Origin of the sequence: Methanosarcina sp. 2.H.A.1B.4 (assembly GCF_000979385.1) — an archaeon.
In the GTDB taxonomy this organism is placed as follows: Archaea; Halobacteriota; Methanosarcinia; order Methanosarcinales; family Methanosarcinaceae; genus Methanosarcina.
On the sequence record NZ_JJOV01000004.1, the window covers coordinates 68799 to 89915 of the forward strand.

Annotated in this window: 13 protein-coding genes; 6 read left to right on the plus strand and 7 right to left on the minus strand. The window is 43.9% G+C overall.

The genetic code is table 11. From position 1 onward, the window contains the following. Window positions 1–233: 233 nt before the first annotated feature. A complete protein-coding gene (locus EO92_RS01240) occupies window positions 234–1865 on the plus strand; it encodes a Ppx/GppA phosphatase family protein (RefSeq protein ID WP_048168792.1) in 1632 nt (543 codons plus the stop codon). A 96-nt stretch (window positions 1866–1961) separates the two neighbouring features. On the opposite strand, the gene EO92_RS01245 is transcribed toward EO92_RS01240, so the two are convergent. Continuing rightward, entirely contained in the window at window positions 1962–4661 is a 2700-nt protein-coding gene (locus tag EO92_RS01245) for a CHAD domain-containing protein (protein WP_048168793.1), read from the minus strand. 644 nt (window positions 4662–5305) lie between these two features. Here EO92_RS01245 and EO92_RS01250 point away from each other — a divergent pair. Then, a complete protein-coding gene (locus EO92_RS01250; protein ID WP_048161092.1) occupies window positions 5306–6427 on the plus strand; it encodes an ORC1-type DNA replication protein in 1122 nt (373 codons plus the stop codon). 277 nt (window positions 6428–6704) lie between these two features. Here the strand turns inward: EO92_RS01250 and thsA are convergent, their stop codons facing one another. Beyond that, window positions 6705–8369, minus strand: a complete 1665-nt coding sequence (gene thsA / locus EO92_RS01255) for a thermosome subunit alpha (protein ID WP_048168794.1) — start codon at window positions 8367–8369, stop codon at window positions 6705–6707. A gap of 1257 nt (window positions 8370–9626) precedes the next feature. Between thsA and dnaK the strand changes: the two genes are divergently transcribed. Both dnaK and EO92_RS01265 read left to right on the plus strand, forming a co-directional pair. Further along, entirely contained in the window at window positions 9627–11081 is a 1455-nt protein-coding gene (gene dnaK / locus EO92_RS01260; protein ID WP_255350315.1) for a molecular chaperone DnaK, read from the plus strand. Between the two features lie 57 nt (window positions 11082–11138). Continuing rightward, window positions 11139–11855, plus strand: coding sequence for a J domain-containing protein (locus tag EO92_RS01265; RefSeq protein WP_048168795.1), 717 nt, complete (start codon window positions 11139–11141; stop codon window positions 11853–11855). A gap of 62 nt (window positions 11856–11917) precedes the next feature. On the opposite strand, the gene EO92_RS01270 is transcribed toward EO92_RS01265, so the two are convergent. The 4 genes from EO92_RS01270 to EO92_RS01285 form a co-directional block, all read right to left on the minus strand. Further along, on the minus strand, window positions 11918–12685 hold the full coding sequence (locus EO92_RS01270; protein WP_048168796.1) for a DUF169 domain-containing protein: 768 nt from the start codon (window positions 12683–12685) through the stop codon (window positions 11918–11920). Window positions 12686–12714: 29 nt separating this feature from the next. Then, a complete protein-coding gene (gene sepS / locus EO92_RS01275; RefSeq protein ID WP_048161096.1) occupies window positions 12715–14334 on the minus strand; it encodes an O-phosphoserine--tRNA ligase in 1620 nt (539 codons plus the stop codon). Between the two features lie 267 nt (window positions 14335–14601). Next, window positions 14602–15234, minus strand: coding sequence for a haloacid dehalogenase (locus tag EO92_RS01280; protein ID WP_048161097.1), 633 nt, complete (start codon window positions 15232–15234; stop codon window positions 14602–14604). A 703-nt stretch (window positions 15235–15937) separates the two neighbouring features. Then, entirely contained in the window at window positions 15938–16210 is a 273-nt protein-coding gene (locus EO92_RS01285; RefSeq protein ID WP_048135465.1) for a UPF0147 family protein, read from the minus strand. Between the two features lie 245 nt (window positions 16211–16455). Here EO92_RS01285 and EO92_RS01290 point away from each other — a divergent pair, with 245 nt between their 5' ends. Both EO92_RS01290 and EO92_RS01300 read left to right on the plus strand, forming a co-directional pair. Then, window positions 16456–17073 (plus strand): Sjogren's syndrome/scleroderma autoantigen 1 family protein, encoded by a 618-nt coding sequence (locus EO92_RS01290; protein ID WP_048168797.1) that lies wholly within the window; start codon window positions 16456–16458, stop codon window positions 17071–17073. A 972-nt stretch (window positions 17074–18045) separates the two neighbouring features. After that, window positions 18046–18228, plus strand: coding sequence for a hypothetical protein (locus EO92_RS01300; protein WP_048161106.1), 183 nt, complete (start codon window positions 18046–18048; stop codon window positions 18226–18228). Between the two features lie 290 nt (window positions 18229–18518). Here EO92_RS01300 and EO92_RS01305 read toward each other — a convergent pair whose 3' ends face one another. Further along, on the minus strand, window positions 18519–21056 hold the full coding sequence (locus tag EO92_RS01305; protein WP_048168798.1) for a DEAD/DEAH box helicase: 2538 nt from the start codon (window positions 21054–21056) through the stop codon (window positions 18519–18521). Window positions 21057–21117: the final 61 nt, after the last annotated feature.

Below are 21117 nucleotides of genomic sequence, written 5' to 3' on the forward strand. Positions count from 1 at the left end.
GAGTTTCATAAACCCTCAGCAGGAAACCCCTGAGTCTTTAGCTCAGGGGTAATTGACATGGGCAGGGTTTTTGAACTTACAATTTCACATATATAGAAAGATAGAACTCAGGAAAATACTATCCGGAAAATAAATCTCAAATTGAATCAAAATGTGAACTGATATTGTGGAGTTTATGAAGCTCTCTTAATCCTTCTAGAAAAACGAAAGGAAGGGCTTTCAGGTGGTCATAAATGGAACCCGAGAAAAATTCCGACGGCAGGGTTGTTGCGTTTATTGATATAGGGACTAACTCAGTCCGGCTTCTTCTGGTCCGGATCAATTCCAATGGGTCTTACCAGCCCCTGACCAAGCAGAAGGAAACGGTGCGGCTTGGAGAAAAGGAGTTTATAGACAGGATCCTGCAGCTAAAAGCAATGGAGAGGGCAACCGTTGTCTGTAAAAAGTTCATGGAACTTGCAAGGGCTTACAGGGCAGAAGAGATCATAGCTGTGGCAACCTCTGCAACCCGGGATGCGAGCAATAGGGTCCAGTTTCTTGAAATGATTAAAAGAGAGGCAAACCTTGAGGTCTGCACGATTTCGGGGTTAGAAGAAGCCCGCCTGATCTATCTGGGAGTTTCAAGTGGGCTCCGCCTTGGTTATTCAAAAGCCCTTTTTATTGATATCGGGGGTGGGAGCACTGAAGTGTCGGTAGGGGACCAGAGCCAGTGTTACTTCCTTCACTCCCTTAACCTCGGGTCAATCCGCCTGACAAACATGTTTCTTCCGGATGAAACAGGTCCGGTTTCCGAGGAGCGTTATGAGCAGATCAAAGCCTACATACGGCGCAAGACTGCGGATATAACAAAAGAACTTTCCAGGTACAGGGTAGGCTGTGTGATTGGGAGCTCGGGGACCATCGAAAACCTTGCAAAAATCGCTTTTGTTTACCTTCATAAAACAGCCCATGAAAGTTTCGAGAAGCTGGAGTACGAAGACCTGAAGAAAATTGTCCGGGCAATGTGCGCCTTGCCGCTTGAAGAGAGGCGCAAATTTCCGGGGATAAACTCCCAGAGGGCAGACATCATTCTTTCAGGCGCTGCAATCATCGAGACCCTTATGGAGGAACTCGAACTTTCAGAGATTACGGTCAGCAAGCGCGGGCTCAGGGAAGGGCTGCTCGTGGACTATATCTCAAAGAGCGAATTCTCTTATATGGTCACACAGATGTCGGTAAGAAAACGCAGCATCATGCAGCTTGGCCTTGCCTGCAACTTTGATGAAGAACATGCACATATCGTTACCAGGCTTGCCCTTGAACTCTTTGACAGCATTCAGGCTCTTGGGGTCTATGAGTTTCAGGAAAGTGAGAGAGAGCTTCTCGAGTACGGTGGGATCCTGCACGATATAGGGACATTTCTCTCATATGATACCCATCAGGCACATGCCTATCATCTCATAAGAGAGAGCAGCCTCCCTGGCTTCCAGCCTGAAGAAATAGAAATCATTGCAAACCTTGCGTATTTCCACAGGAAAAACACCCCTAAAAAGAAGCATCCCAACCTTGCAGGGTTAAGTAAAGAAGCTGTAAAAAGTATCAGGGCGCTCAGTGCCCTTCTCCGTATTGCCGAAGGGCTTGACCGTACCCATACCGGTATTGTATCCCATGTCCGTTTCTATATTGCTTCCACCGAAGGTCTTGTGCTTGAAATGCACGCCCAGCAGGAGTGCCAGCTCGAAATCTGGGAAGTTGAGAAACAGAAAAAATTCTTTAAGAAGATTTTTGGATACTCTCTCCAGTCCAAAGTACTTATAGAACAGGCTGTGGGAGCCCCAGTAGTTTTTGAAGGGGGCGTCGAAGTTGAGGAAGTCCCACGGGACTGAAGCTTATTCAGGAACAGAATTTCCTAAAAAGTGGAGCCTTTTCAAAAATTGAATTTTTCCAATTTAAACTGGTTTTTAAAAGTTAATTGAAATCCTTCAGTGGCCTTCATACAGGTTTCTGACTGCACTTTCAATTCTCTTCCTAAAATCTTCGGTCCGGATTTTTTCCCAGGCATCCGGAAAAGTGTTGAGCAGGGTTAACAGTTCTTCCTCCCTGTAAGCAAGGTAAGCTTCCACTCCACCAGGGCTTTCGGAAATCTGCATTTCACTCGATGCCTTTTCACTCGATGTCTTTTCATTTTCTGAAGGGCCCCAGGTCCCGGTCTTCAGGTAAGATTCCAGCATTCCGGTTGCAACTGCTGCATCGTGCAGGTCTCCAAGGTGGTCCTGCAAAACTTTGAAATCTTTTATTAAGGTCTCAACTTCTTTCCCGAGCACGCCCTCAAAGAACTCTAAAGTATAACGCAGTCCTTTGGCCGCAATCCTGAGCCTGTGTAGCCTCTCAACTGAAACATAGGGTCCCTCTACCCATTCGGAGTAGGCACTTATGTCGGCTAAACGGGCATAGAGGATCGAAGGAAGTACATCCTTTACCCGGTGCGGCAGAGAGTCATGTTTCTCCGTAGTTGTGGGGAGAGCCCAGGTTTCCGGAAAGTCCAGAAACTCCGAAAAGTCCTTCTTAAAACGGCTGTACTTTTCACTGTCAAGGTAATCGAGCATATCTTCCCTGGCTTTTTCTCTCTCCTCCGCAAGTGTAAGAAAAAGAGGGTCAAGGTCATGTTCACGCCCGGAAGGTAGGGTTTTCAGGTAAGTTTCCGCTTTTTCCCGGAAAACGTCCAGGTCCCGGACTCCTCCCATGGCACCAAGTGTTCTCTTGAGCCCTTTAAGGTGAGGCTCCAGTTTTTCGGAGTCAAGGTATTCATCAAAGACTATTGTTGCTGCCCTCATCCTGCGGACCGCAACGCGCATGTCATGCAGCTCTTCGATGTCTTCTCCTTTTCGGGTTCCCTTTTCATGGGCGAGCATCTGGGAGAACTGGTATGTAAAGATCCTGTGCGCAACAAAGGCCATGGAATCTTCCGGGATGACCGTAAATTTCTGAGTTTCTTTTCTTTTTTTCTTCTCAATTCTTTTTTCAGTTTTGTCCTCAACTTTCCCCCTGGTTTTTTTTCCTCCTTTTTCTTCAGCTTCTTCTTCAGCTTCTTCTCTCTCTTCTCGTGGTTTTTTTTCTGAGGCTCTTCCCGAGGCTATTTCCGGGGCTCTTTCTAAGTCTCCGGATTCAAGAGGTTCCCTTGCCTTCGTAAATCGGATTTTGGTGCTGAAGAGATATTCCCAGAGTTCACTTCTTTTTTCCGCTTTTTTTGCAGTTTTTTCTGCATCAGGTCCCAGCAGTTCTATTTCGACAGATCCCTCAAGTTGCCTGAACCTGCAGGGCAGAAACCACTGAGCTCCTTTGTCGGAAAGATTTGCAATCCGGAGAAAAGCTGTAAGAATGAGGGCTTTATTCTGAAAAGCCGGAGAAAGACCTGTATTCTCTTCTTCAAGGACTACAGAAAGCTTTTTTTCACTTATTTCGGGGTTCTGAAGCTCCATGATAAGGGCAAGCATTTGCAGGTCATCTGGTTTCAGTCCTTTAATCGGATGGGTAAGGAGAATTTCTCTGCTCATTATGGCTTCTTCTCCTCTGTATACTGAACTTCCGATATCCTGCAGGAGGGCTGCAAGGCCGAGCAGTTCCTTTTCCTCCTTTCCGAGCCCGTGATAAGCAGAAAGCCCGTCAAAGAGGGCGAGGGTCCCTGCCCTGATATTTTCTGCTCTTTCTCTGTTAACTCCATACAGTTCCATAAGGGCTTCAGGGGTCCATTCCTCAATGCCCATCTCAGTCCAGCCTTTATGGGGCTCCCCTCTTCCGGATTGAAAATGAAATGCCAGGCTTTTTCCAGGGGTTTTTTCTTTAGTTCCTGTAAAAGGAAAGACTGAAAGTCTTTCTTTTTCAAACCTCGAGAGCAGAGCTTCGATTTCCGGTTCCGGGACTTTAAGTAGAAGGCTGAGTTCTGCAGGATTACTGCCCCTGTCAATTAATAGAAGAATCTTGGCTTGCTTTCCGTATATGTTTTTGTGACCTGCAAGCTGTGCGCAGACCGCTCTTTCTTTCAAGTTCAGGAAGGTTTTTTCCGGAAGGTTTTCCCTGAAAATATAGGCTCTTTCAAATTTGGAAAAAGGGCTCTCTACAAGGCTGTAATGACTGAGCAGGAAATCCCGGATAGTCTCAAGGTCATCAACAGTCCCTCCGCTTTTAAGTTCCACCTCAAACTCATTGTAGAGTTTTTTCCTGCTTTCGCTTTTGAGGTTTACCCTGTCCAGATAGAGGTCAGCTACATGCTTTTCTTCAAGATTTAACTTGCGAATTATCCTTTTCTGTTTGAGAGTAATAAGTGGAGACAGGTCAAGCCCCGAGGTAAACTCAAAAATCATATTTCTGATCCGGAGAGTGGGGCATTCAAGCACGGAAAGCCCTTCCGGCAGGAAACTTACATATTCTTCTCTTCTGTGGGTCCCGCCTTCAAAACCTCCCAGACTTTTGATTGTCACCCATTTCCCTTTTTCTCCTGCAGCTTTTCTTACTCTCAGGTAATACCCGGCAGCCATAATGTCTTTATTTTCAGTATCAAGAAAAGTGTCCTCAATTATCTGGATCTTAGCTTCAGAAATAATATAAGATGCAAGCCTGGAGAGATTTTCAAGCGCTTTAAAATCTGTCTCTTCCGGTACCAAAAATTTTGACTCAATTTCCATATTAATTCTCCCCACCCTGCTGTGAATACTGAGTATATATGTACTTATTCTTCAACTGTGAACACTGAGTATATATGTACTCATTCTTCAAATATGTAGCCAATCTTCAAATATATACTCAGGAATCTATGATATTTTTAATTATTCTCTAATGATTCTTTAATTAGTATTCTAGTAATTATTTATAAAGTATCTTAACTACCGTCAACAGGGTTAAATCATAAGTTTTTTCTTTACCCGGAGATTGGTTGCTATATTACTGGATTATTAATTTTCCTGGATGATTACTCAAACTACAAAATAATGGTTCAAAAGTAGTTATTAATCCAGTAAAAATTCAAAAAAGCTAAAACGTAATAATACATATTTATTAAAAATTTAAACAGAGCAATAGATATATTTACCAAAAATTTCACTTATTTATATTAAACAGGGAGTTTGACCTTTTAAAACCTGTGTTCAAACTGTGGAACTCACATTATTTAATTGCACTGCACTCTCTTGAGATCCAGCCATTCAAACATACTTTTACAGGCCAGCCCTCAATCAGTAGTATCCGGCAATTGCAAGGATCCCGTGACAAAAATCCAGCAGCAAAAGGATACATTATAAAGGATACATCAATAACAAAGGAGCAAGTTTCCTTGACAGGCAACGATATACTACTCTGGGACGAAACCCTCTTTAAGGACCTTTCGGTACTTGAGCCGGATTATCTCCCGGAATATTTTCCCCACAGGGATTCACAGTTAAATGCGCTCAGGTTTGCGCTCAGACCTGCCCTGCGCGGCATGCGGCCTTTAAATTGTTTGCTGGTCGGCCCTCCAGGAACAGGGAAGACCAGTGCGGTTATGAAGGTTTTCAGAGAAGTTGAGGCTCATGCTCCGGGTGTTGTGGCTGTAAAGGTCAACTGCCAGATTGATTCCACACGTTTTGCCGTAATTTCCAGGATTTACAGGCAACTGTTCGGGATCTCTCCTCCGAATTCCGGGATTGCTTTTCGGAAACTCTTTGAAAACGTTGTAAATTTCCTGATTTCTTCTGAAAAAGTGTTGATTGTGGCGCTGGACGACCTTAATTATCTCTGCTGTGAGGGACACGCCAACGAAGTGATGTATTCCCTGCTCAGGGCTCACGAGCAGTACCCCGGAGCAAAGATAGGGGTTATCGGGATCGTAAACGATGCATCTGATCTTTATTGCCTGGACGCAAGGGTCAACTCTGTTTTCCTGCCTGAAGAAATATCCTCTCCAAGGTATGGGGAGGCAGAGATTCTGGACATCCTTAAGGACAGGGTCAGGTACGGCTTTTACCCGAGAGTAATCTCTGACGAAGTGCTGGAACTTGTTGTCTCGTATGTGGAAAAAACAGGGGATTTGAGGGTTGGAATCGATCTTCTAAGACGTTCAGGGTTCAACGCTGAGCGCAGGGGAAGCCGCATGATCTTATCAGAAGATGTGGAAAAAGCCTACGAGGCTTCCAAACTTCTCCACCTGTGCAGGGGCATAAGCCTCCTCTCAGACCCTGAAAAACAGCTGCTTGAACTGATAGCAAGGACAGATGATGTTAAGGCTGGAGAACTCTACAAATCTTTCCACGAGCTGACACAGCTAGGATACACCCGTTTTTACGGCATGGTCAACAGGCTTCAGACTCTCAACTATGTGGACGCTGACTTTACAGGCAAGGGCAAGCGAGGCAGGACAAGGATAATAAAAACAAGGTATGAAGCTGAGGACATCCTTAACTGCCTTAAAAAAGGCTGAAAAATGATTTAATTCGCAAAAAATTCTTTTATAAATTATTTTTAAATTCGTTTATAAGACTTTTGTTGCAAAAATAGCCTGATTATTCAAAAAACCTGAAAAGAAGCCTGAAAGAGAATAAGTGAACGGAGATTCACATGGCTTTTCCGGTGAGAGGCCGGAAACAGGCTTTCAGGCTTAGAATATTTCCTGATTGAACTTTAAAAAAGGAGCAGTAAAGAAACTGCACCTTTTTTGGATTCAATCACTTTTCGGTTTTACCTTATTTTTCAGGAATTTACATCATTCCTGGGGGCATTCCGCCCATTCCCGGCATTCCGCCCATTCCTGGGGGCATTCCGCCCATACCCATATCTTCAGGGCCAGGGGCTGCACGGGTAGAAGCTATGATGTCGTCGATCCTGAGGATCATGACTGCAGACTCTGTGGCTGCGTTGATGACCTGGGTCTTGACTCTGAGGGGTTCGACTACGAAGTTCTTCCACATGTCAACGACCTTGCCTTCATAGACATCAAGCCCTGCGGTCTTCATGCCTTTCTCGTGCTGGGAGCGCAGCTCCATAAGCATGTCGATTGGGTCGAGACCTGCGTTTTCTGCAAGGGTTCTGGGGATGACTTCGAGGGCTTCGGCATAGGCCTTAACCGCAAGCTGTTCCCTTCCTTCGAGGGTTGCTGCGTATTCCTGGAGTCTGAGGGCAACCTCAACTTCAGGGGAGCCGCCGCCTGCAACGAGCTTTTCGTCTTCGATTGCAACGCCTACAACGCGGAGAGCGTCTTCGAGAGCGCTGTCAATGCTGTCAACCACATGTTCTGTGCCGCCGCGCAGGAGGATGGTTACGGCCTTGGGGTTGTTGCAACCTGTGACAAAGGTCATGTTGTCGCCGCCAACCTTCTTCTCTTCCACGAGTCCTGCGTATCCGAGGTCTTCGGAGGTGACTTCATCCATGTTGGTGATGAGTTTGCCGCCTGTTGCCCTTGCGAGCTTTTCCATGTCGCTCTTCTTGACTCTGCGGATGGCAAAGATGCCTGCCTTTGCGAGGTAGTGCTGGGCAAGGTCTTCAATACCCTTCTGGCAGAAGACAACGTTTGCACCGCTGCCGATTACCTTCTGGACGATCTTCTTGAGCATCTGCTCTTCCTGGTCAAGGAAAGACTGGAGCTGGTCAGGAGAAGTTATTGAGATTTCGGCGTCTACTTCAGTGTCTTTGAGTTCGATTGCACTGTTAAGGAGGAGGAGCTTTGCGTCCTTGACTTTCTCAGGCATATTGGAGTGGATTCTTTCCTTGTCAATGATCATGCCCTTAATAAGCTCGGAATCCTCGACTCTGCCGCCTACTTTCTTGACAACGCTGATGTTGTCCTTGTCCACTGTCTTCTTCTTTTCGTTTGTGTCCACAACGCTTGTGACAGCGTCCACGGCAATTTCGGAGAGGAGTCTCTTGGAAGCCTCTGCACCCTTTCCGGTCATGGCGGTTTCCGCGATGCTGACCAGCAGGTCATGGTTAGACATATCTACATTCATTGCCAGGGAGTTAAGGACTTCAACAGCTTTTTCGGCTGCCAGCCTGTATCCGGATGCAATGATTGTCGGGTGAATTTCCTGTTCGATTAAGTCCTCAGCTTTCTTTAAGAGTTCTCCTGCGACTACTGCTGCACTGGTGGTTCCGTCTCCCACTTCATCATCCTGGGTCTTGGATACTTCTACCACCATCTTTGCTGCAGGGTGCTCGATGTCCATCTCTTTGAGAATGGTTGCCCCGTCGTTTGTGATGACCACATCACCCATTGCGTCCACAAGCATTTTGTCCATACCTTTGGGACCGAGGGTTGTTCTGACTGCTTCGGCTACTGCCTTTGCGGCCATAATGTTGTTACTCTGGGCATCCCTGCCTCTTGTTCTCTTACTTCCTTCTTTCAAAATGAATATTGGCTGTCCTGCCATGATTTAAATCCTCCATTAGTGTGAATTTGGAATAGCTATGGAATTAAAATCGCATTTTACATGTTTGTACTTCTATATAAACTCATCCCGCAGGTCTCTCTGTAATAAGTGTACTTTGGTATTTGTTTCCTTTAAAGAATAGCCTGGGATGAACTCGTTTTATACCGGATTTCTTTAACAGAAAAGACCAGATTAAAAAGACTCAATCTATATTTCAGTAGTCAATCTTTTTCCAGAATAACCGGAGCAAATAACCCGGAAAATTACCTGGAAATTACGCGGAAAAACAAATGATAAAAACAAATAAGGACAAATAAGCGGAAGCAAAGATATATTCATTTCTCTACCTGGAATACGAAAACAGTGATCTTTTCTCTTGTTAATTTCAGGTTAAAACAGGCAAAAGTAACATGTATCCCGGCACAGAAGTATCAGGTGATACCGACCATTCTCAGGTAAACGGTAAAGCTGTCATGTTTAAGTTATCACATTAAGCTGTCAGGCAATTTTAGCAAGTATCATAATTTAGTAAGTATCATAATTTAGCAAGTATCATAATTTAGTAAGTATCATAATTTAGCAAGTATCATAATTTAGCAAGTATCATAATTTAGTAAGTATCATAATTTAGTAAGTATCATAATTTAGCAAGTATCATAATTTAGTAAGTGTCATAATTTAGCAAGGCATCATGATAATGTACTTAATGTATTACTCTCAAAATAAATATACTCTCTTCCATGCCTTACCCTAAAATTTATTTAATCAACTACTATATAATCTTACTCCCTCTTTCTTACATAATATTTTTACTTGTTATATCTCGTCACTTGCTAACGATTTTTCAACTTCCATTCCAAGTGTAAATATTTAATTCCAATTAATCCTATGTTCTTTTCTGCAACTGCAAAACATATTTGCTGATGTGGGAAATGTGCCGAAGTCTCTTTTTTCTATGGTTTTGTGACTTATGTTGTTAATCTTCATGCTTTACCTTTTCTTTGAAAAAGGTTAAGATTTTGACGCTAGATTATTTCTCTCCAGCGAAAACTTTTTTTAATCTAATTTCCTTTGTATTAATAAAAAATCTCAAGAAGAATCTTTTATACCTAAGTAAATATTATATTTTATGTTTGCTCAATATCCGCAATTTAATTCACTATATATACTTATCACATTATTAGAAAACTTAATATCTCTGGAACACATTATAAATTTTTTGGGGGCGCGCCAACGGCAAATATCAGAGGAAAAGTACTGGGCATCGACCTGGGAACCACCAATTCTTGTATGGCGATAATTGAGCTTGGTGAACCCAAGGTCATTACCAATTCCGAAGGAAAAAGGCTTACGCCTTCAGTTGTAGGTTTTTCAAAGAAGAATGAGTTACTTGTAGGAGATCTTGCAAAAAGGCAGATGATTTCCAACCATGAGAATACTGTCCAATCCATAAAGAGGAATATGGGGAAACCCGATTACAGGGTGTCACTGAATAATGAAAAATATACTCCTCATGGAATCTCCGCAAAGATCCTTCAAAAACTAAAACATGATGCGGAGAAATACTTGGGGGATGCCGTTGAAAAAGCGGTAATTACTGTCCCTGCTTACTTTAACGATTCTCAACGCTTTGCAACAAAAAAGGCAGGCGAACTTGCAGGTCTGGAAGTGCTTAGAGTCATAAACGAACCTACCGCAGCTGCGCTCGCTTACGGCCTGAAAGATGGGATTGATAACCGGAAAATTCTGGTTTACGACCTGGGGGGCGGTACTTTTGATGTTTCAATTCTTAAGATTAAAAACGGAATTTTCGAAGTACTGGCTACCAGTGGGGATACCGAACTCGGCGGCGATGATTTCGACAGGCGGGTTGTTGAACATCTACTTGCCGAGTTCCAGAAGGCTGAAGGCAAGGACCTTGCAGATATGCCGCAGGCGATGCAGCGCATTAAGGAGGCCGCAGAACGCTGTAAGATTGACCTGTCCACTCTCACAACTGCAAATGTTAACCTGCCCTATATTTTTGAAAGTAAAACCCTGGAAATAGATGTAACAAGAGACCAGTTTGACAGGATGACAGAGGACCTTGTTAAGAATACTTTATCAATTATGGAAAAAACCCTGCAGGATGGAAAGCTTTCTCCTTCAGAAATTGATGAAGTTATTTTTGTAGGAGGCTCTACCCGAATACCTGCTGTAGTGAAAGCTGTAGAAGAGTTCATGGGAAAAAAGGCTCTTCAGAACATTAACCCTGACGAAGTGGTAGCAATGGGGGCTGCTGTTCAGGCAGGAATCCTTGGAAATGAATATCTTAAGTCTCCCAGGGAAGAGGTTGACGCAGGCAACCTTGTGCTTCTTGACGTAACCTCTCTTACACTCGGGTTTGAAACCGTGGGAGATTTGATGGCGCCAGTAATTCCAAGGAATACAACAATTCCAACAAGAAATAGTAAAATCTTTACCACCCATTACGACAATCAGAGGGTCGTGAGAGGGAAAATCCTTCAGGGAGAGGAACGAGCTGCATCAAAAAACGTTACCTTAGGAACGCTTGTTCTCGATAATATCCCCTCTGCCCCAAAAGGCATTCCGCGTATAGAGGTTACTTTTGACATTGACGCTAACGGATTAATAAATGCTACAGCCAAAGACCTTGGGACCGGAATCATGCGAAGTGTTACTATAGAAAGGCCAGAAGGTCTCAACGATTAATTGGTTAATCGATTAACGGCTCAATAATAGATATACAGGTTCAGAGGGTGAAAAGCAGTGGACTATTATCAGTTGTTCGATATTCCCAGAGGTGCAAGCCCTGAGGAGGTCGAAGACAGGTATCACTATTTTGCAAAAAAATATCATCCGGACAGAGCTAAGTCCCCTGATGCCCATGAAAAGTTCATAAAGATCAAGGAAGCTTACGAAACTCTCAAAGACCCCCAAAAAAGAACGGCATATGATAGGTCTTTGCCCCCGGAAGAAAAGGCAACTGAAGTTTTTGCCACTCCTGGGAATTCCAATAGCCAGGAATCTGCCCATGACTCTCAGGGTCCGGATATTCCCGATATGCCGTCAGGCTCTAAATCTCCCTTTAGATCGACTACCATTTCCTATGTTCCGTTCAAATCTTCCAGTGATCCTCTAAACTCTGGCCAATCCAATTCCCCTTCCGAATCTAAAACTATTGACTGGTCCAAATATGTCTCTTCCGGAAAGCACCAGGATTCTGAAGACGGAAACCCTTCAGGCAAATCAAACAGAGATGGTGCCGATTGGTCAAGTGTAAAAGTCAGATATGAAGGACTCGTAGAAGAAGTTGATGACAGCAAACGCAAAAAGAGTTTTTCAGTCAGCTCTTTTTTACTGAAAAGTTTTGTCTACGCCCTTGTTTTGATCTTTCTTCTGGGAACCGTTGCAGTTGTTTCTCCGGATCAATTAAAAGCTGTCGGGCTGGAAAGTGTAGTAGACTTATTCGATAAAATAATCTGACAAAAAGCTGACAGGTGCCTGTTATTTCTTCGTTTATTTCTTCGTTTTTTATCCAGCGCCTCTTAATGAGTTGTTTCGGGAAGTTTTGAAAGTCCTTCTTCAATTTCCTCGACTTTTTCAAAAGCAATCCCGAGGGGAACTTCAAAATCCTCATATCCGCTGTGTTTTCTTGACCCTTTACACCCGAAAGATAAACCCATGCCCTGTTCCAGGGCCAGTACAGTACAATCTCCACAGATTGAAGCTGCACCCATTGTGTCCATTACTGTCCTTTTTCCTTCAGAATAGGCATTCGCCTGGACAATGCGCATGGCTTTCTCAGGTTTAAGGAAAAGAATTAACACATCAAAGTTACCCCTGTTAAGGGAAAGCGGCTCGATCACTATGGAACAAAATTTTCTCTTTAATCTTGGAAGGGAAAGGGCTGCTTTTTCTGCAGCCTGCATATTCCTGTATCTTCCGGATTTAAGGTAATATTCAGAAGGGCTTTCCTCAGAGAGACCCAGGACATAGTCTCCGGGAGAGCAGCTCTGTCCGGAAATCCGAAATTTCTCTCCCATGCGGGCTTTCTGCACAAGTTCGCAAAAGAGAAAGCCGGATTTTTCAGGAAGCTCTTCACTTCCTTTTCCGGCTACTTTTTCTTTTGTCTCTGCTTCCTGGAATGGTACTGTTCCCTGGAATGGTACTGTTCCCCGGAATGGTACTGTTCCCCGGAATTCTCCTTTTGTATCCCCTTCTTCTATCTCAAAGGTTACACATACAGGCTCTCCAGTTTCCATCAACCTTTTAAGTTCCGGATATCCTGAAAACGGTACTTCTTCTCTTTGCATACGGCCCATTCCTGTTTTTACTGCTTATTTCACTTGAATTCCGCTTTTACGGAGGTGAAGATCGGGCCTCTGAAATCTATTTTTTTATTTTTACCTGTGATATACCGCTGGACAGTAGAGCCTATTTTAATGTTGACTTCAGAGGGGACCTTGACAATTCTTACCCTGACAATATGCTCATCTGCTCCGGACATTGCGGCTTCTTCAATTTCCCGGGCAGCCTGGGCAGCAAAAGCCTCTATAAAACGTATGCCTGCCCTTGCAGAGTGGTTTTCAAAAGCTTTCTGCCATTTCTTGTTATTCGGGATTCCCAGAATGTCCCCCTGATAGGCAACGACCTCATTAAAGGCTGCAGGACCGCAGAGTTTTGTATTCTCTTCTGGTTCGATTACGGAGACTTTTACTTTCCTTCCGCAAATCTCCCCTTCCCAGGCAGGGAACTCACAGGGGCTTGGCTCTTCTCCGTGCAGTTCGCACTGAGAAACGATGCCATCTACAATAGCCTGCCCTTCCGGAGTCTCAGGCATTTTATCTACAAAGACCTGCTTTGCAAGTTCACTGTCAGGCATCTCCCACTCGCTGTACTGCGGAATCTGTGGGTAGGTCAGGGAGCGGACATCGGGGGCATCATGCAGGATCATGGCAAGCCTTTCGACCCCAAGCCCGAGGTTCATGACAGGGTACGGAATATCATATTCTGCGAGGGCTGTTGGAGAGTATATTCCGAAAGTTGCAACCTCAATCCAGCCGTCAGAGTACTTGGAGTTCGAGCCCACGAGTTTCGGGTGGAAGGCAAAGACCTCGATCTGGGTGTCAGGCACATAGTATTTGCTGCGTTTTTCATCGGGCCTGAAGAGGAACTTTTCAAAGCCGAACTGGGAGAGGAGCCCCTGGGCAACGGCTTTTCCGTGGTCTACGGTCACGTCCTCGTCCATGATCACGCAGGAAGCTGAGTAGTAGGTCATGAGCCTTGAGGCATCTTCCTGCTGCTCTCTCCTGAAACAGCGGTCTATCGAGAAGAAGTGGAATGGAGGCTCTTCTCTCTCAAGGAGGGAACTGAGGGAAATGAACCAGCCGCTTGTCATATGGCTGCGCAGCGTTTTTGTGCTTGCCTGGGGTACAAGCTCTTTGAATTCAGGAAAAACCCTTTCAATCATGTCAGCTACAAGGGCATCGGAAACCCCGAGAGCTGCTGAGATCTCGGGAACAAGGTCATCTCCCTCAACCTTCCCTTTTTTGTAAGCGTGGAGTTCTTTCCTGATTTTGTCTATTCCTTCGTCCCCTATGTCGCCCAGGATTTCTGTTACCTGTGCAATGCGCTCGTCAGAAATCCCTACATTGGGGCGGGGTAGCCCTGCAAGATAGAAACAGCGGTCAAGGACTGCGAGGGCTTCGCTTCCGAACTGCTTGTGAACCTCTTTTTCATCAACTATAAGAGGGTTCATCATTTCTTCAAAACCCATGCGCAGATAGGCTTCCCTCAATTTCTGGATTGTATCATAAACAGGGTGAGCCTTCCCGTATCTCAGGGTAGTTCTCGGGTAGCGTTCGTTAAGGGTAGGTGTTTTGACCATTTTTTTACCCTCGTTCCAGGCAAGGTCAAAATTCTCTTTTGCATCCTTTTTTATTTTTTCTGGATCAAATCTCATGGATATCCTCTTGTAACTGATTATTGGAATTCTGGATCTGTCAGACCCTTACGGTTTTATCGTTTATATGCATATGTTGAACTGCTTGGCGACCCGGCGAAGTGCATTGGACAATGGACTTCAGGTATCGGAGGGCTAAATTGATCTGAGGGTTAAATTGTAATTTAACTACACTAAATAGTAAATGATTTTAGTGGTTATTGTGAAATTTATTTATCTCTCCTTCTCAGCCTGTAGTTCTGCCAGGCTGAAAAGGAGATAATTATCTTACAGTTTGGATTTCAGGCTCTGCATTGCAAGCTCAAGCTTTTTCTGCTGAATTGAGTTTACCACATCGCCGCGTGTTTTTTCTATCAGGGAGCGGGATACATCTGTCTTTCGCCTGAGCCCTCCGGTTATTGCGTCAGGGTAGTCAAAGTCCATAAGGACTGCATGGATATTTTCCATGATCCCTAAAAATACTTCGGCCTTTTCAAAGGAATCTTCCCTGATAAGGTCAAGGACATGTCTCCTGAGTTCTCCCACTACATCTCCAAGCCCGTTAAGATAGGCAGCGTACTCAACTCTCAGTTCATCCGGAGACGGAAGATTTTGTGTCTTTCCTTCGTCTTTTAAAAGGATGTAGAGAACTGAAACTTCCGTATATTCCTGCTGGGCATGTTCTACAAATCCGGCGTGGTAAATATCAGCATGTCCTTCGAACCGGGATTCAAGCTTTTTTAAAGCTCTTCCAGCCGCCTCTATGCTGTTACCGGCTTTTTCAAAGTCCTTCCCATGCAGGGCAAAGCTTGCTGTCCGGCATTCCCTGACAGTTTCCCTTGAAATTTTCAGTCCTTCTTCTCTGATCTTATCTTTAACCTCGAAATTCTCCCTTATCCGTATAGAAATTTCTTTCAGCATTACTTTTGCCCCCCTGTAAGCTTTTTATATTTTTATGTAATGAAGCGTAAAACCCTCAGGTTTTGGCCTGGGGAAGTTCACGATACTGGCTTTCCACCGGTATCAAGTTATTCTCTATTTTTTTACACATTTAGATGTGTTTTCGGTTTTTATATGCTTTTTCAAGCTTCTATGCCTATATCTCAGCATTCCCTTCTAATTGTATTATGTCTATTTTAACTGTATTATGTCTATGGCCTGAACCTGTTGCCCTGTATAGTTTATAATTTTCTTTATTCTGTATAAACTGATTATGAGGTTCTTTATATCTTTATTCCTCTTTTTATCTCTTCTTTCACGTATAAACTCTATACATTTATTATCCTTTTGAAGCCCTGGTCATAGTATGAATTTGAAATTCGATTCAGAAAAAAATCGAGAAAAGATAATAGTTATGTCGAAAAAAAATGAAAAAGGTTTTTACCTTATCGGTATCCCTTATCATTTAAGTTGATTCGAAAAGCAGCTGGAGGCGACTATCTTACTAAGTCGCTTCCCTTCGGCTCTTAGTTTAGAATCAAATAAAGTTCGGGATTTTTAACAGAATCGTCTCAAGAAACGAATCTGAGCGTTTTTCTTTCCGGGAGCCAAATTCTTTCTTTAAGATACTCTCAGAAAAAATCCTTTTTACAGGATTAGAACAATTCTTTTGTTTTCTCTGGCTTTACTCATCTACTGGAATGGTTTCAAGCTGGCTTGAAAGATTCCATATCAGAGTCCTCGTGTGCAGAGGAAGGTTCGGGTCGTTGCTTACATCTTCGAGAATGGAAATGCTTGATGCTGCTCTAAGGAACAGAGGTTCGGAGTCTTTGTTCAGGATATCTATGATTTCATTCACAGAACGCCTGATATTTCTTGGAACTGAAGAGTCACTGGTTATGCTTTCTAGGACATGAAGACATTGTTTGATAACTTCTGCTGAATCATTTGATGACATTTGAATCACCTTCGCAGTCAATTATGATTAAAAATTAGAGCTAATAAATTAGTGTTAGACAGGCTCGTTATATAAAATATTATCGGTAATCCGTGTGCCCGATTGTGTCCGCGTCTTCTCTATACGATTCTGGATACAGACCCTTTTCCGTTTTGTGCATGATAAAGGTAGTTTCATATAGAGGGAGCTACAGGAAAAATCTTATTAAATAAGTGATAAACTGTGCAAAAAGGAATGTTAGGCATATGGATTCTGAAAAAGACCAAAAAGTAAAGCGTATAGCCCGTTTCCTGGAACTCGGAGGCACAATGCTTGCCGAACACTGCAAAGTCTGCGGAGCTCCAAAATTTCGTTATCAGGGCACGGTAATCTGTCCTATCTGTGATGTCCGGGAAGAAATGGAAGAAACTCCGGCTCCCGAACCTGCGGCAGAAGTCCGGGTCCCAGAAGCCAGATCTTCTACTGAGAGAGACAGATCCTCTTTTGAGACCAGAAATAAAGTACAGGCACGCAGACAGAAAGCAAGGTTCGGGCAAAGAACGCCGGATGCCGAAGATGAAGAAGATGAAGTTCTCCCGTCTGTGGAAGAAGAGATTCCAGAGACTACTTATGAGGCTGAAGAGGTCGGAAGAACGGTTCCTGAAGTTCGGACTGCACCCGCAGTCCGGGCAGGGAAAAGGACTGCACCATCCATGGTTTCTACAGCTCATGGAGACCGCGATGTGCTGGAAAACCTTCTCTTTAAAAAAATGGTCAGTATCGCAGATTCCCTTCAGGACGAAAAGAATCCGCGCAGCATTGCTGAGCAATTCGAGCTGATCGAAAAAGGCATTGGTCTGGTAGAGCGGCTGAGGCAGGTGTGAACTGCCCCCAGGCTAAAGACCTGGGGGTTTTACGCTCCTTTCTATAAAATCTAATTGCAGGCAAAGCTGAAATAGATAGGGTAAGGGATAGGCGAGCCAGAAATAAGATCAATTCAAGTTAAGATCAATTCAAGTTAAGATCAATTCAAGTTAATAATAGGTATAACTAGTGTTGAGAATATGCAGGCTCGAAGATCTGCCGAAAAACATTCCCTGAAAGAGGACGCTCGGAAAAAACGGTTGCATCTAACTTATATAATCGGAAGAAAAGTTCACAATAGAACGGGGTCGTATAAAAATAATCTGTTATAAGGTATAAAAATCAAAAAAGAAGATTTTCCGGACAAGATCTGGAAAAAAAAGCTCTTCTGAAGATTTGCTTGAGAAATCTGGTTTTCCCTGTTTCTTTTCCGTCTTCACGAAGTTTGGTATGCCCTGACTGGCAGGAATTTCCCTGAAAAACCGATTTTTTTCTCGGGAAACTTTGGTCTTGATGTGTACCCTTTCTCTCCCATGCCTGCGGCAAAGTCCGACGAATGTCGATTTTGCTCTATGGGGCATCTTTTCAGGCTAGTCTTATTTTTATGCAGGCGTTTTAATTCTAATCCTACGATATATTTATTATATATTATATACCTATTATTTTTATCATATTTCCTGATCTTTCATTATAGTTTTACACTTTTTGATTATAGGAATCCGCGTTTCCGATTTCAATTCCACATGGGGCACATTTTTGAAAATTATGCCTCTTCACCACACGATGCTGTTTTTCTTAATAACTCCGTTAACTTCCCAAAGGTGATACAGGATGAGGTTTTTTTCTATAATTATTTATCGTTAAGGATTCTGCAATTATTTTTCAAATCTGCATTTTGAAACGGCACAGATCTATCACGATTTATCATAAATTTCTTTTAGGTGTGTTTATATTTATGACCAGCTGAATGTATATTGAGAGGTGATGAAAGCATGAGAGAGATATACAGAGACCTGCTTTCATGTCTTATTACCTTTTTGAGGTTGCTTGGAGCAATGATCCTTCTCTTCCCGTTTGGGTGGGTTTTCATTCTCCTTGGGGTGTTGCCTGAGCCAAAATGCACAGTTCAAAGGCGGCATCTCGAAAAAATATTCTGCAACGTCAAAAGGTATTGATAGGACAGGTTTTTTTCTAGTGGGATTTCCCCAGGGAATTCCTCTTTAAAAAACGATTTTTTCCGGAGCCTACAGGTTGAGCACTGTTATTTCAGGCTTATAGTATGCGGTTTTCCTCGAATGCTGTTGCCGGCTATCCTCCTATAGTCATAATAGGTCTTTTTCAGCCTGAATCTCGGGAAAATTTATTTTTTATTTATTTTTCACTTAATTTTTTCTTTTTTTCATTCAGTTCTAACTGTAACTGATGAGATACCGGACTTATTCCCGTCAATTTGCTTTTTTTCTGTTTATCCTTTATATGGGCTTTCGAGCACTTCTCTGATCCTGGCTGCTGCTTTAGGCCCTATTAGTTTTACTTTTTTCAACTCTTCAGTGTCAGCCAGCATAATAGCCTCTACGGAGCCGAAGTGCAAAAGGAGGTTTCTGGCGGCCTTTGGCCCGATATTCGAAATAGAAGAAATAAGGTATTCCTGCTGCTCTACAAGGGAGCTGGCAGATTTCTTCCCGTGCGGATTGATTTCATGTTTGTTTTCTGTTTGCTCCCTCTTTGCGAGTATTTTCAAAATAGAAGCTGTTTCTTCCTCATCCCTGGAATAAAGGATGGCTACTCTAAAGTCGAGTGCAATGGATGCAAGTGAGCCGTAAATGGCGTTAGGGTTGATCTGCCTGGAAGTGAAAAGGTCTTCTCCTTCAATAATCAGGACAGGTTTTTCATAAACCCTCGCAAGGTCCGAAAGCTGGGCAAAGAGGTTGCGCTTTCCGTCGATCAGAGAACTTGCAAAGTCATCCGTGCGCTTTCTTTCTACTGCAAGACGATCGCTTACCACATAGTCCCCTACTTCGAGAGCCGCAAAGCTAAGTTCCATCCCGAGCCTGTCCAGGGTTTTTGCAACTCCGCATTTTGTCTCCCTGTGGTCGATCACTATTCTGAGAGGCTCGGTTTCGGGTTCTGTTCCGGATATTCCCGGTTTATTTACAGATTTCCTTCCGGAAAGAGCTTCGAAGTCTACCAGGGTTTTTTGCCTCTCTTTTGCATTTACATCTGCTTTTTCATTTTCGTCCTTCTTTCCAGTCCCATCTGCGCCTGTTTCCAGGTATATGTCTTTATCTTCCTCGTTTTTCCTAATATCCCCCGGACTGCTATTGAAACCGTTTCCGTCTTCATCCTCGTTTTCCATTTCGATTTCTTCCATTTTCAGCTTCGAGTCTGAATTACAGGATAGGTTTTCGAAATCCGAAAGTTCTGCACTCTTCTTTGAAGCCTTTGGGGTAAGAACTGTTTCAAGCCCGTGCATGCTGTTAAGCATCTTCTTTTCCTTGTTTTTGCTGCTCCAGTAGTAGGCTTCGTCCCGTGTGCCCTTTGTCACAAGCACAATTACTCTGCCTTTTTGCTGCCTGCCGGTCCTGCCCTTACGCTGGATGCTGCGGATTTCCGAGGGGATGGGTTCGTAAAATAACACCATGTCCGTGGAGGGGATATCAAGCCCTTCTTCAGCAACTGAAGTAGCTACAAGTACGTTGTATTCCCCTGCCCTGAATTTATCGAGGATTCCCGCTTGCTGTTTCTGCGTAAGTCCTTTGTCTTTATGCCGTGAACCCTGCCCCACAAAACGGATAGGGATAACTCCTGGAGCCTCAGAAAGGGCATTTGCCACTATTTCGGCAGTGTCCCTGTAGTTGGTAAACACAATTACCCGGGAATCAGGGTTTTCTTCCAGCTGTTCGGATACGATCTTCCGTGCAAGCGCGAGTTTAGGATGTTCGACATCACATTCCTTTACCCTGTACAGGGTTTTTCTCATATAGAGATCGTCCATGAGCCTTTTTGCAGCCTTGCTCGAACTGCTGGAAGAGGCTTCAGCCTCCAATTTTTCCAGGTACTTTCTTAGAGTCTCAAGCCCCTGTGTCTCCACCATTTCCACAGCATGGTTAACCTTCATCATCTCAGCAACCACAGACATGGCAGAGAAAATTGCAGGGTCTCCCCCTATACGGATTTTATCCTGGAGTTGTTTCTGGAGAAGCAGGAGGTCTTTTTTGGAGACGTATTTTCCACTGCCTGCAGAAAACCCCAGTTCTCTTATGATTCCGAGCCTATCATCCAGGATCTTCTCCAGATATCCCCGAATTTCGGCCATTTCGGCAGGAAGCTGGACCTGAAGCCACTCTAATTCTTTTTCCTGCACATAAGGGCGAACATCCCTGTCTTTCTCGGTTTTCACAGCTACATTTTCAACATGCAAAGCCTGACAGACCTCTGCGATTTTCTCATCTGAGCTGCCCGGGCTTGCGGTAATTCCTAGCACATGGGGATTTTTTGCGCTCTCAAAGTACTTTTCCGCAATAAAGGTATAAGCATAATTTCCGACTGCCCTGTGGGCTTCATCAAAAGTGATATGGCTGACGTCTTCAAGGCTGATCCGTTTCGTAAGAAGGTCGTTTTCAATAACCTGGGGAGTAGACACTATCAATTTTCCCTGTGCCCAGAGCTTTTCCCGCTCAGCAGGGGCAATGCTGCCTGTAAAAGCCAGAATTTCTTCTTCGGGAAGGGTCATCACCTTTTTAAAAAAAGCGGCATGCTGGTCTACAAGAGGTTTTGTAGGAGAAAGGATCAGGGCTTTTCCCCCGAAACGCTGGAGCCTGGAAGCAATTACGAAAAGAGCTATAATGGTTTTTCCAAGTCCCGTGGGGAGCACAACCAGGCTTGAGCCCTCCAGGGCTTTTCCTGCAAGGTTGAGCTGGTAAAGTCTCTGCTCAACTGTGTCGGGCTTTATCAATGGATGCTTCATACATGCCTGTTTCTCAGGAAAAAGACTCTCGTTCATTTTGCGTCAGGATTATTGTGTTTCAGATTTATCTTTGTTTCAGCCTTATCTTTGTTTCAGC